At 38.1% G+C, this 14,329-nt stretch carries 8 protein-coding genes; 6 read left to right on the top strand and 2 right to left on the bottom strand.

Going from position 1 to position 14,329, the window contains the following annotated elements; all coding sequences use genetic code 11:
• Window positions 1-218: 218 nt before the first annotated feature.
• The 6 genes from gss to H5159_RS01990 all read left to right on the top strand — a co-directional run bounded on the left by gss (window position 219) and on the right by H5159_RS01990 (window position 10,001).
• Window positions 219-2,087 carry a bifunctional glutathionylspermidine amidase/synthase gene (gss, locus tag H5159_RS02015; protein WP_182779612.1) on the top strand — a complete coding sequence of 623 codons (1,869 nt, stop codon included), beginning with the start codon at window positions 219-221 and terminating at the stop codon, window positions 2,085-2,087.
• Window positions 2,088-2,222: 135 nt separating this feature from the next.
• The gene (locus tag H5159_RS02010; RefSeq protein ID WP_024605487.1) at window positions 2,223-2,591 is read left to right on the top strand and encodes a DUF2237 family protein; all 369 of its coding nucleotides are present in this window, start codon (window positions 2,223-2,225) and stop codon (window positions 2,589-2,591) included.
• A 236-nt stretch (window positions 2,592-2,827) separates the two neighbouring features.
• On the top strand, window positions 2,828-3,352 hold the full coding sequence (gene dps, locus H5159_RS02005; protein WP_024595435.1) for a DNA starvation/stationary phase protection protein Dps: 525 nt from the start codon (window positions 2,828-2,830) through the stop codon (window positions 3,350-3,352).
• A gap of 611 nt (window positions 3,353-3,963) precedes the next feature.
• Window positions 3,964-6,903: a TonB-dependent receptor gene (locus tag H5159_RS02000; RefSeq protein WP_182694014.1), complete on the top strand. Its 2,940-nt coding sequence runs from the start codon at window positions 3,964-3,966 to the stop codon at window positions 6,901-6,903.
• 309 nt (window positions 6,904-7,212) lie between these two features.
• On the top strand, window positions 7,213-8,004 hold the full coding sequence (locus H5159_RS01995) for a hypothetical protein (RefSeq protein WP_058154191.1): 792 nt from the start codon (window positions 7,213-7,215) through the stop codon (window positions 8,002-8,004).
• 257 nt (window positions 8,005-8,261) lie between these two features.
• Window positions 8,262-10,001 carry a SulP family inorganic anion transporter gene (locus H5159_RS01990; protein WP_182779611.1) on the top strand — a complete coding sequence of 580 codons (1,740 nt, stop codon included), beginning with the start codon at window positions 8,262-8,264 and terminating at the stop codon, window positions 9,999-10,001.
• A 52-nt stretch (window positions 10,002-10,053) separates the two neighbouring features.
• Here H5159_RS01990 and H5159_RS01985 read toward each other — a convergent pair whose 3' ends face one another.
• The gene (locus H5159_RS01985; RefSeq protein WP_182723937.1) at window positions 10,054-10,731 is read right to left on the bottom strand and encodes a glutathione S-transferase family protein; all 678 of its coding nucleotides are present in this window, start codon (window positions 10,729-10,731) and stop codon (window positions 10,054-10,056) included.
• Window positions 10,732-11,047: 316 nt separating this feature from the next.
• On the bottom strand, window positions 11,048-14,119 hold the full coding sequence (locus H5159_RS01980; protein ID WP_182779610.1) for a PKD domain-containing protein: 3,072 nt from the start codon (window positions 14,117-14,119) through the stop codon (window positions 11,048-11,050).
• Window positions 14,120-14,329: the final 210 nt, after the last annotated feature.

Raw genomic sequence — 14,329 nt, 5'->3', positions numbered from 1 at the left:
CAAAGTACGAATATAGGTTCAGTTTTACATGTATAAGCGCTTTGAAGGAGGGATTTCTTAACTACTGCTTTTAAAACGATGGATTGATAAAATATAATTTTAAGCCCTATTTAGCGCCAATATTTAATTAAAGATTATACCCAGTAATATCTTGCTATAACGCAGTTTGGCTCATATAGTCAGCAAATTATCACACCTTATTTTGAACATCTTTGTTTATGAAATCTTCTGCCCCTGCTAGTGATTTTGGTACTTTATTAGGTTATGCACCTGGTAATGTTGCTGTTTACTCATCTGATTATGATACGGCTGACGAAAGCATTTATCCTAATCGTAGCGCCTATCGTAGTTACCTAGACGGTATTTACATGGGCTATAAATGGCAATGCGTTGAGTTTGCCCGTAGATGGATGTACCTCAACCATAGTTATATTTTTGATGACATAGCCATGGCTTACGATATTTTTGAGCTGCGTTCAGTGCGCGATGTAAATAGCCAAAACAGATTGCCACTAAACGCGTTTAAAAATGGTGCTAAACATCATCCTCAAGTAGGTAGTTTACTTATATGGGAAGAAGGCGGCGAGTTTGAAGAAACAGGTCATGTTGCTGTCATTGTTGAAGTGCATGAAGATAAAATACGTCTTGCTGAGCAAAATGTAGGGCATCAAATATGGCCAACAAATCAAAACTGGTGCCGTGAACTAAAAGCAAAAGTAACTAAAGATGGCGACTATTGGATTGAGTGCTCTTACAACGACGCCACTATTTTAGGTTGGATGACACAAACTGATGAAACAGAATATGCTGAGCCAACGTTTGAGCTAAACACTGACTTATTTACTATAGAAGCCCATAAAGCAGCAGATACAGGCCAAGCAAACAAGTCATGGTTAAATATTGCGAATGACGATGAAGCTGCCTACGTAGAAATGATGCAAGGCCATAAACTTACATCCGTAGATGAGGATCAGCATAATTACTTTGCAATATCTCAAACGGCGCAGCAAAGCATTGAGCATGCAACAAATGAGCTGCATGGCTTATTTATGCATGCAACCGACTATGTATTGCAGCACCCTGAGTTATTAGAAAAGTTTAATTTACCCGATGTTGTGCTTAATAAAATTCGCCAATCGTGGGATAACCGCTTAAACCAATTAATTACCAGCCGGTTTGACTTTGCCTTAACAGCAGCAGGTTTAAAAGTTTACGAATACAATTGCGATTCGGCATCGTGTTACATGGAAAGCGGCAAAGTTCAGGGTAAATGGGCAAAACACTTTGGCGTTAAAACAGGTGTAGATGCAGGCCAAAATTTATTTAAAGATCTCGTAAAAGCATGGCGTAAAAGTGAGGTAAAAGGTCTTGTTCATATTCTGCAAGATGATGAACCAGAAGAACATTACCACGCATTATTTATGAAAGAAGCTATTGAAGCCGCAGGCTTTGAATGTAAGCTAGTAATTGGCTTAAGCACACTTCGCTGGAATGAGTCAGGCAACATAGTAGATACTGATGGCGCACAACTGAGTTACGTATGGAAAACCTGGTCGTGGGAAACCGCACTTGATCAAATTCGTGAAGAATGCGAAGCCGACCAATCATTAGGTGATAACTTTGAACCACAATTCAAAGCTGGTGAAACGCCACGCTTAGTCGATGTATTACTGCGTAAAAATGTCATGGTGTTTGAACCGCTGTGGACATTAATTCCAAGTAACAAGGCTATTTTGCCAATACTGTGGAGCTTATTCCCTAATCATAAATATTTACTTAATACCGCGTTTGAGCTTAACGACGAGTTATTACAATCCGGTTATGTAGTTAAACCAATAGTAGGACGCTGTGGCGCTAATATTCAACTTATTGATGAGCAGCAGCAAGTTATAGAAAAAACAATGGGGCACTTTGCAGAGCAAGACCAAATATACCAACAACTATTTGCACTGCCTAAAGTAGACGACTACTTTGTACAAATATGTAGTTTTACAGCCGCCGGTAAATACTCTGGTGGTGGCGTGCGTGTTGATAAAAGCATGATCATAAACGGTCATAGCGATTGTATGGCGCTGCGTATTAAATAATAAACAATACTAAGCCCGCAATTTGCTGCGGGCTTAAGTTTGTGTAGCCCTTCCCTCTTTTAAGTTTTATAGCTATCTCAAGCGAGTTACTCCTGTTAGAGTAAATTTATTAAACACCACAAATTAAGGTATTTCATGGCGAATCAATTTAATGTACTCGGCACACGCTTAAAACTATGTTGCGGTAATGGTGGCTACACACGTGAAGGGTTTTGTTATGTACCAGAATCAGATCTTGGCAATCACAGTGTGTGTGCAATTATGACTGATGAATTTTTACAATTTTCAAAATCACAAGGTAACGATTTAATAAGCCCGAACCCTCTTTACGATTTCGAAGGTTTAAAAGCCGGTGATAAATGGTGCTTGTGTGCAGTAAGATGGCTTCATGCTATTTCAGCAAACGTTGCGCCACCAGTGGTGCTTGAGGCTACAAATAAAAAATCATTAGAAATAGTGCCGCTCGATGTTTTAAAAGCGCACGAATACATAGCCAACGTTTAAATACACCTAAGAGTAACTAAATCGAAGTCTGCATATTTTACAAATATATGCAGGCTTTTCAAAAACCCAATCTCCTCTGCAGCCTTAGAAACCTTAATTTAAAATATAACCAATTGTTTTTGAATCACTTTTCAAATAAAGCAACTTACGGCATAACAGTTGCTTCATTAAGTTTAAGTCATGCTCATAACGCAACATATTATATGAGCAACACATTACTTAATGTAGGAGAAATTATGAGTAACAATAACGAATCAAACAAAACAACTAAATTTACCGCGCCAGGTATGAGTGACGAATCAGCCCAAAAAACAATAGCTACCCTCGATAACCGCATGGTTGCATTGATAGACTTACAACTAACTTTAAAGCATATTCACTGGAACGTAGTGGGACCTAATTTTATTGGCGTACATGAAATGATAGACCCACAAGTAGACATTGTGCGCGAAATGACAGATACAATTGCAGAGCGAATTGCGACTCTTGGTGCAGTACCTGTTGGCACACCAAAATCAATTGTAGATCGCCGTACTTGGGACGAATACTCAGTAGGCAAAGGCCTAGTAACCGAACATTTGGCTGCGCTTGATAAAGTATATAATGGCGTTAATGCCGATCACCGCAAAGCAATTGAGACTCTTTCTGAGCTAGATCCGGTCTCTGAAGATATGATCACCAGCCAACTAGCCGATTTAGAGCAATTTCAGTGGTTCATACGAGCACATTTAGAATCATCTACAGGCGAATTACAAAGCTAATACATCTAAAGTAAGAAAGCCCAGCATTGTTATGCTGGGCTTTTTTTTGCGTAAAAATCTATTTATCGCTACCTAGCTTACCGCCCCCACCCCAGCTAGTACAAAATCAATATAAAAACAATAGAAAATTGGTATTACCAAAATGATTTTTAATTATTTTAACCTCTCCACTATTTCGCAAATTTATAAATCATTTAGAACTTTTAATGGTCGCTCTTCCAATTCAATATCACTTAAAAAGTAAACTAAACACGTATAAAAGTACGACATAAAATTTCAAAATAGTACTAACAAATGTATTAAATAGTACAAATAATATATAAAAATGCCTTTGGTAAAGATACTTCAATAAAATTCATTCAAAATACAAAAAATAAAAACACCCTATAAGCCATTAAATTTATTAAATATAAGAAAAATAAAAGAGGTTTTTGTAATACACATTGTGAAATTTTGGTAAACAAAGGTTGTAAATAAAGTTGAATTGGATTAATTTCAACCATACCACCTGTATGACACACTACAGGAAAGAAACAGTTAAATTGGTTAACCAAGCCAGGTAACAACACACACACACAATGACGCAAGTCGTACCCAAACGGGAGAGATACATGAAACTCAATCAAATTACTTCAACATTAATTAATAAGCATAAAAGAAGTAGCTCTACAACAATCAGTGCCGCAGCCCTTTTATTAATGGCTTCTTCAAATATTGCAGCGCAAGAGGCTCCCGCAGCTTCAGAAACGGCAGCTGCAGACATTGAAGTTATTGAAGTAAAAGGCATGCTAGGCAGTATGAAAGCCGCCGCTATGCTTAAGCGTACTGACGGACGTATTGTAGATGCGATTGTTGCTGAAGACATTGGTAAGTTACCAGATAATAATATTGCAGAAGCGTTGCAACGTATTACTGGCGTATCTATTAATACCGATTTTGGTGTGGGTGACAGTGTTTCGATTCGTGGCTTACCTCAAAACCGTGTTGAATTAAATGGTCGCTCTACTATTGGTGACTCTCGTGACGGCATTAGCTTGCAAGATTACCCATCAAGCTTCTTAAAAACAGTAGAAGTAGTTAAGTCTCCTACTGCCGATATGATTGAGGGTGCATTAGGCGGAACAGTTAGTTTAAAGACAGTTCGCCCATTAGAGTTAGATAAACTAACTGGCGCAGTTTCATTAGATGGCGAATACGCTGATAAAACAGAAAATGTAGCTCCTATTTTTAGTGGTTCAATTGGTAACAACTGGGACTTTGATGAAATGGGTACCTTTGGTGCCATTGCTATGTTTTCATTCCAAGATCGCGAAATTCGCCAAGATGAAACATCTAGCCGTGTTAAACCTCAAGATATCGAAATTAATGGCCAAGAAGGTAATACACCTAGTGGCAACGCTATCGTAAGAGACGAGCACAGTGTTGAACAATACGTAGAGCAGCGTAAACGAACTGCTGTAAATTTATCTCTTCAATGGGCACCACAATCTGGTAATGGCATGGTGTATCTTGATTTAAGCGGCACAAAGCGCTCAGGTGAACAAGCTGGTAACTCTATTTTAGGTGTCGCAGGTTCACTATCAACAGATGCAAATACAACTCAAGATGCTAACGGCGTAAATAATTACACGTTAACAAACGAGTTTGGTATTCCTAAAACATACAGTGACTTTCGTGAAACTGACTCGTTTTCAAATGCACTTGGTGCAGAGTGGAACCTTACTGACAGTATCAAAATCTCTGGTGAAATTGCGGTAGCATCATCAGAAAGCGTAAGACCTGATTCTGAATTTACACTTCGCCCAATCGAAAAATCAACATTTGAAGCAAGTGGTGGAACTCAGCTAACAAATCATTTATATGATGGTGCATTTTCTCAAGACGGTAATAAATTACCAAGCATCATTCATTCAGATCCTAATGCATTTACTGACCCACAAAACTTAGCACTTCGTACGTTTAAAAGTGAAGATAGAAGAACAGACAATGACGAAACAGCTATTCGTTTTGATGTTGAAATGTTTGAGCCACTCAGCAGCTTAAGCTGGGTATCTAAAGTAAAAGCGGGTGTACGTGTTACTAACCGCGATTACGAATATGAGCAATACAAAGTAGAAATTAAAGACATTTATAAAAATGCATTTAACGACTCAGACGGTTCGTTAGCCACTTTATGGGTTGATGACTACAACGCTGCTTTTTCAAATAGCTTTACAACAGTTAGCCACGACAACTCATTTGACCAATTAGGTCATTCGGGACAAAACGACCTACTAACCTTTTTAAGCTACAACGGTTTATCTAACCCTGCAAATACTTACGCTCAGCTTCAGCAGTTACTTGCAGGTACTAACCTAGCGTCAACAGGTAGTCTTTCAGATAACCAAGAGTTCCAAGAAAGCGCATACCGCAACGTAGTTGAAGATACTGCTGCCGTGTATATATCAGCCTACTTAGACTTTGATAACATCACTGCAATTGTGGGTGGTCGTTATGTAACTACAGATTTAGAATCAAGCGTATTTCTTAATGGCGAAAAAGTAACTGGCGACAATGACTACAGCGACTTTTTACCAAGCTTAAACGTAACGTATAACTACTCAGACGAAACATTATTCCGCTTTGCTGCTGCAAAAGTTATGCGCCGCGCTGACTTTAGCGAACTAAGCCCTGCATTTGATGTTAATAACGACATTACAGGTGCAACGCAAGGCTCTATTGATTTAGAACCATATCGTGCAACGCAATACGACTTATCTGTAGAGCATTACTTTGACCAAGGTAACGTAATTTCTTTCGCAGTATTTTATAAAGATGTTGAATCTTTCTTAAGTAACGAAAGTAGCTGTGTAGCTGCATCAAGCACTTCAACAGGTCAAAACGTAACTCAATGGAACCAAGTATGTCAGCTTGACGTTGCAGGTGTTTCACAAGATAACCTAGTTTACTCGGATGCAACTGACTTCCCAGTAGATGCTGATGGCTTTAACCATGTAGCAGGCTTACGTGACGCAGGACTAACGGGTATCGATACTGTTAAAAATGTAAACGGTGAAAACGGCTCAGTACAAGGCTTTGAAGTTGGTTATCAACAGTTCTTTACAGACCTACCTGGTGCATTTTCTGGCTTAGGCATTAACGCAAACTACACATACGCAGACAGCGAGCAACCAAACGGTAACCCGTTATTAGATATTTCTAAAAATACGTATAACTTACAAGTATTTTGGGAATACGAAGGTTTCTCTACTCGTCTAGCTTATAACTACCGTGACAGTTTCTTAGATACTGAAAACGAGAAACGTGTAGAAAATATTAACTCAGACGGCAGTATTTCAGCAGAAGGTACTGTTTACGGTAATAACTACCGTGACGACAGAGGCCAGTTAGACTTCTCTGCAAGCTGGGATATTAACGAAAACGTGACCTTAGTAGGTAATGCGACCAACTTAACGGGTGAGCCTTCTATTTACCTATCTGAACTAGGTGGTGCTTGGAAGTACACTGAAGCGGATCGCCGTTACAGCTTTGGTATTCGCGCTAAATTTTAATTTTCCCTAGAAACTAAAGCCTGCTTTTATGCAGGCTTTTTTACGTCTATAAAAAAGTGGCACTTGTGTTAAAACATCGCACAATTTTTATAACTAAATATTTATTTAAAGCAATAAAATTATCATTGAATAATACCCCAAACTAAAATTTAGATACCGCGTAAACAATATCAACCTTCTGCACTTCACTTTTAGCGCACAAACTAAGCACCATACATTGCACTAAAAACCAGCAACCTTGCAGCTTGGTTATAAAATGTCTAGTATTCTAAAGCTGTACTTATAATTGGTACGAAAAAAGGATTAACAATGTTTCTAAAATACATAACAACAATATCAATCACATTATCATTACTATTATTAACAGCATGCGGCTCTGGGGGAAGTAAAACAAAAGAGGCTGAAAGCATTGAAATACCACAATCAAAAGCGGTTATTAATAACAGTCCCTTAAGTGACTACAAAATAATTATCTATGGTAATAGCCATAGTTCACAGTTAGGGGGCTTATTAGAAATAATTATTACAAGCCAGTTACCTAGCACTTCAGTCAAAATAACGACTGTCAGTGGTCGATTTTTAGATGAAATAGTCGCAGTAAATGCGAATGTCGATAAATTAAAAAGTGATAACTGGAGTCATGCAATTTTTCAAGGCCAAAAGTACTCACAATCAGGTTCGACTGACTACCCTACAAGCGCAACTGAGCGATTAATCTCGAACGCAAAAGAGCATAAAATTACACCTATTTTATTTCCAGAGCATCCTCAAAAAGGGGATCCAGCAGAAGCAAAGCAGGTTTACGACCTCCATTTAGCAATCAGTCAAAAACAACCTAGCTGCATAGCGCCAGTTGGCTTCGTGTGGAATCGAGTATTAGAAATAATGCCTAGTATAAACCTTCATAGTGCCGACGGTAATCATGCATCCTATGCTGGGAATGTCCTTACAGCGATGACCTTTTATCAAATCATTACCTCGGAATTAACAGACACAATGCCATTTATTCCTGCTATAGATTTAACACAGCAAGAACAAGCCTTATTTGGACAAGTAGTAACAGAGGTGCTTGAGTTATATCCGGCATGTGGTGCTAAATAATCTTAAAAAATTTAAAACTAGATTTTAGATTTAGTGATTTCTTGAGGTGCTCAATATCAGTACATTAATACTACGCACATAAGCTGATTAAAAGATACCTCAGGAAAATTCAATTTTCACTTTTTTGCCAAATTATAAATTTAATATCTTGATAAATAATCACCTGCAATTTATTAAAATAACCGTCGTCCTAGCTATACTTATTTGAATATTAAATTTACTATCAAAACGTTGTAACTATTAGCAGGAAAACTAAGGTGCTGTCGCGTTTATATAATTTTATGCCCGGTTTAAATACATTGCTGCACTATGAACGCCAATGGTTTGCTGATGATGTAAGGGCGGCGCTATCAGTAGCTGCAGTGGCTTTACCTGTTGCCATTGCTTACGCACAACTAACCGGTGTTAACGCCGCCGTAGGGTTATACTCTTGCATACTGCCAATGATGCTATATGCACTTTTCGGCACTTCAAAACAATTAATAGTCGGCCCAGATGCCGCAACCTGCGCCGTTATTGCCGCTGTAGTAACACCTCTTGCTGCAGGTGACAGCTTTAAGCATTGGCAACTTGTTGTCACCATGACCGCCATGACCGGCTTTTGGTGCTTTATAGCCAGTAAATTTAAGTTAGGTGTATTAGCTGACTTTTTATCTAAACCTATTTTAATGGGCTTACTAAACGGCGTAGCCATCACTATTATTGTGGGTCAATTTTCTAAAGTATTTGGTTTTACTTTTGATGAGCGCTACTTACTTGAACGCCTCGGTGGTGTGCCCACATACCTAGCGCAAACACATGTTCCCACCTTATTAATGGCTTTGTTTACACTGGCGATCTATTTTGCCATGAAACGGATAAAGCCCAGGTGGCCTGCATCTATGTTTGCTATTACCTTTGGTGCGCTTTTGGTATGGATTTTTGATTTAAAACAATTTGATATAAAAACCATTGGCACCGTAACTGGCGGACTTCCCGTTTTTAATACCCCTGTTTTTGATTTAGGGATTATTCGTGAGCTGGTGGTACCCGCACTTAACTTAGCCATCGTGAGCTTTGTTAGTATGATGCTAACTGCCCGCAGCTTTGCTGCTAAAAATGGCTACGACATAGACGCCGATAAAGAATTTAGAGCGTTGGGTATTGCCAATATAGCGTCAGCTCTTTCGCAAGGTTTTGCCGTCAGTGGCGCCGACTCACGCACCGCGGTTAACGATGCAACAGGTGGTAAAACACAGTTAGTATCAATAATTGCAGCAGCTATTATTGCGCTCATAGCTGTATTTTTAACAGCCCCACTTGAATTTATTCCAAGCGCAGCGCTAGGTATTGTACTTATTATTGCCTCTGTACACTTACTCGATTTAAAAGCTGTTTGGCAATTAAAACGAAAAGACAAACAGGCATTTTATCTCGCCTCAGCCACCTTACTTGCGGTGTTATTTATTGGCGTTATACCAGGGATCACACTTGCTGTATTACTAGGGTTATTTCAATTTATTCGCACTGTTATGCGCCCAACAGACAACATATTAGGCGTAGATGTTAACGGTGTAGTAAGAAGTTTAGACGCCACAGATAAAGCAAAAGCAGTGCAAGGTGTGTTCATCTATCGCTTTAATTCACCTTTAACTTACTTTAATGCCAGCTACTTTAAACGCAGATTACTTGAGCAATACGCAAGGCAAAAAGACGATACACAATGTGTAATAATTGACGCTGTGCCCTGCTTTACTCATTTAGATTTAAGTGTAATGGCCATGCTTGCAGATCTCGACGTTATATTTAAAAAGCGTGATATAAGGCTTGAGCTTGCAGGTAGAAAACGTCAGTTACTTTCGTGGTTTGATATTGCAGGAATGAAGTCAGGAAAAGAAGGTATATATATTCACTCAGATTTATACATCGCCCTAAAAAGAAATAGCGTAAGCCAGCACACGCAAGAGGTTAGCTTGTTTGAGTCAGACGAAAATAAAGAACCGCTCACACAGCAATAAAATACAATAAGCAGATCAGCTAACTGATCTGCTGTTTAGTATTAATTACTTTTTATACTTTTGGATAGTTTGAAGGAAAAAACGCTTTTTTAGCGTCTTCATCAAACTCTTTTTTAAATTCGATGTCAGTGCCAATTGCGCGTGCGCGTGCAACCGCTGGGCGGTTATTAATACTTTCAAACCAGCGCTTAAGATTAGGATATGGCGCTAAGCCCTCTTCACCTAGTACAACCGGTGCTTTATCAATCCAGCCCCATGCAGATACATCAGCAATGGTATATGTATCACCCACTATAAAGTCACGACCTTCAAGGTGAGTATCAAGTACTTCGTAATGGCGCTGCGCTTCACGTAAATAGCGATTAACCGCGTAATCAAGCCCTTCTGGCGCCATGTGTCTAAAGTGTACACTTTGCCCTGAATACGGACCTAAACCAGATGCGATAAACATTAACCACGACAGCATTTCAGCGCGGTCCTCGCCCTTGCCTTCAAGCTTCCCATACTTTTCAGAAAGGTACATTAAAATAGCATTCGAATCGAACACACGTGTTTCACCATCAACAATTGCTGGCGCTTTAGCGTTTGGATTAATTGCTTTAAATTCAGGTGTATGTTGCTCACCTTTTAAAGTATCAAGAGGAACAAGTTCAAACGGTAAGCCTGTTTCTTCTAAAAAGAGTGCAACCTTCATTGGGTTAGGAGTATGGTGAAAATAAAATTTAATCATGTAAAGTTCCTCAATAATTGAGCAACGATTAAAGCACAACTTGAGCGGGTGTTCAAATTAAGTTTTAACTAAGTAAAATACACAGTTAAAACGTGATTTAATTGTGAGTATTTCGTGATACTACAATCTTAAAAATTACTTATGCTAAAGAAAAATAAACTTTTGTATGAAGTAATATGCTTAAAAATCAATTGCAGAAGCAACAAACTAAAAGTATGGCAAGTATTAGCACTACTCATATTTGGCCCATTAAATAAAAAGCCGATATTGAGCAACGCTCAATATCGGCTTTATTAATCATTTAATTTTGTCTAAATTAGTCGGCTAAAGTTGGAACTGTAATAGGAATTACAACCCTTCTTACAACTGCGCTACCATCACCTCTTATCCAAAGTATCACTTCGTAATTTAATTCCTCAAGAGAGGCATTTTTAATCCCTTTCAAATTAATTTCAAAGGTCACTTCTTCATTTGGTTTAACGTTCTCAATTAATACAGGGGTAATAGTTTCAACCCACTGCTCTCCTGAAATCACTTCAATTGAGAGATCGATTTCTTTTAAAGCCTCATCAAGAGCTGAAGAAATAGCCGCTGCAATTTCGTTACTATCATACGACAATAAAAATGTTTGTCCTTTGGTAGCTAACACAATTGAATCTAAATCATCTGTAGCTAAGCCAATTGAGCCGCTTTGCAATCCAAATACCGTCACACCTTTTTCTTGTAATACATTGATGACCTCAGTTTTGCCCGCACCCGGGTAATTCTCATCTATATCTGAATCATGAAATGGCGCGTCTGTCGCTAATAAAATAACTTTTAAAGCACCTTCACGCCAACCAATATTCATAGGTTCAATATCACCTAAACTAGTATAATTTCCATCGTTGTCTATATCTCTACCAGCTCCAGTTACAGCTTGGTACAAACCTTCTAACTGTGATTCTTGATAATCATTACCTGAATAAATGGTTAAATTATTGATTCCTGTTTTTGCGGCATCTATATCTGTAGTCACCGACTGTAATAAATAGAACGCTTCATCACCATCGTATTCATGGCCGTAACCATCAATAGGAAAGTCTGAAAAAGCAGAAACCCCAAAAGCAACATTAATTCCACGACCAGATAAGTTTTCTAATATATTGTCAGCTTGCTCTTTTAAGCTGGCTATATCATCAGTATAACTACCGCTTACATCAATTAAAAACATGACATCAATTGCTGTCACAGTAGTTTCAGGTAAGGTAAAGCTTAACTGCGAAGTAGTTTTATCCCCTTTAGATAAAGCAATTGGTGCCTTAACATCTAAAACAGAATCAACAGTTAAATCGGCTGTTTGTATTGCAGAGTGAATATTTAGTAACTGCGTAGGACCGGTTGTGCCTAGAGCTTTTGACTCTTCAGAAAGCGTTAAATTAGAAGATGTAGCAACTAAAATATCTTTAATCTCCGCTGCTTTTAATGAACTATTAATTCCTTTCACAATCCCTGCAGAGCCTGTTACTAAAGCAGCTGAAAATGATGTACCTACGCCTAAGCTACCATCAGTATTCCCCCACCCCATTTGATCACCAGGAGCCGCAATATTTACGACGTTACCCATACGTGTAAAATCAGTTTCTTTATCATCTGCATCTGTTGCCGCTACAATCAATGTATTTGTTTGCCAAGCATCTTGGGCGATATCATTGATATCAACTAAAAGTTGATCATCATTTTTTTCACAGTTATTACCAGCCGAATAAACTAGTAATACATCTTTTTCTTTTGCGTATTCCACTAAGTTAGTTTGTTGTAGACGCCAAATTCTATTACTTTTTAATCTAACTTGTGAGTCGTCAGCACAAGTGCTTGTATCACCCCAAGATATATTTACAATGCTCGCACCGTTATCTATAGTCGCCTTAGTTCCTGCTATTAAATCTGTTATATAAGTTTTAATAGGAGATTCAGATGAACACTCTTCAGTAGTTGATCCATCCTTACAACGCTTAACATAAATATCGGTATGTATTAAGTTGGCACTGTGATCAACACCATACACTGCACTGCCTTCACTCGTGTTATATCCAGCAATAAAGCTAGATACCCACAACCCATGAGAACTATCAGTTTCTGTATCATCACCTTCAACAACACCAAATTGGCCATTCTCTTGTGCGCGTAGACGAGTTAAGCGAGAGCTTTCAATGCTAATTTGTCCTGCACCTATACCGGTATCAACAACACCTAATGTCACTGGCGCTAAAGTACGTTCTTGTAATGCATCCCATGCTTTATCTGCGGCTACAGCTTTAACCCAATAATCTCCAGAAAAAAGAGGCTCATCAGTGCTTTCCTCTGCAATATATTGTATTACAGTGTTTTTATTTTTGATTACATGATTATAATTACTAATCAGACTTAAGTTTTTTGACTCTATAACAGTATTTAAACCTGCATGCCTAACGCCGCCCATTTCCCCAATTTTTGTTATCAAGCTATTTTCAGAAGCGCCTTCTCTAACTCTTATCTGTAATACTTTTAATGCATCATCAAAACTTGCGATTCCAGCATCATTATTACTAATCTCATCAAAAACAGCTTCTAATTCAGCTTCTGTAACATCATCGTTTAAATGTACTAATACTTCATTCAGCGCTGCCTCAACGGTTTGCCCATCTATAACAATATTTTCACTACCACCAGGTATAGACATAACACTTGCGGCAACATTAGTCACATCAACAAAAACACTACTTGTAGCTGTTTGACCATCATTATCTGTCACTGTTAAGCCAAAAGTTAACGTTGTATCAAAATCAACTTCTGGAGCAATAAATTTTAAAGAATCATTAGTTAAGTTATCAATTTCAATGATAATGCCGTCAGTTTGTTGCCAAGCATACGACACTATTGAGCCATTAGAATCTTCTGCTATGCTTGTAATTTCTACTTCTGTATTTTCTTCAACAGTGACTCTTTCGTTTAAGCTCAATGTTGGTTCTACTAGTACATTTTTAATAGTAATTGAAATAGAGTCAGATGCAGTCAAACCACCATCATCAGTAGCAACTAATTCAAATACAACAACTTGCTCTTCATCTACTTCTGGCGCTGTAAAAGAAAGGGTGCTTGTATCTAAGCCGCTAAGCTCTAAATCAATCCCAGAGGTTTGCTGCCATGCATAGCTTGCTATTGTACCGGTTGAGTCTTCAGCTGTTCCTGTAAATGAAATAGATTGATTTTCATCTACGATAAGGTCAGCTCCTGCATTTACTGAAGGTGCTGTATTGGCTACTACTTTAGGTGTTTCACTAGTACTAGATGGGTCTTTATCACTGCCACACGCAGTTAAAATAGAGGTTGCGATTAAACACAATGCAAAGCACTTTGTCTTTTTCATTTAATAAATCCTTTTGAAATTTACTGATTTTTAGTAAATCAAACATCCGTTTAAAACTAAAATCGGGTGTTTTGACCCAATAAAAAGTTATACTGAAACCTTATTTTAACTAAATGACACTTAAAGGCAACAATTAAAAACCAAATAAAACAACAGGATAGCAACTTAAGCAACACAATACCGTACCACTTATCAGAACAATAAAAAAAA

This window comes from Pseudoalteromonas sp. SG43-1, from assembly GCF_014164415.1.
In the GTDB taxonomy this organism is placed as follows: domain Bacteria; phylum Pseudomonadota; class Gammaproteobacteria; order Enterobacterales; family Alteromonadaceae; genus Pseudoalteromonas; species Pseudoalteromonas distincta.
This window is presented reverse-complemented; position numbering and strand designations above follow the sequence as displayed.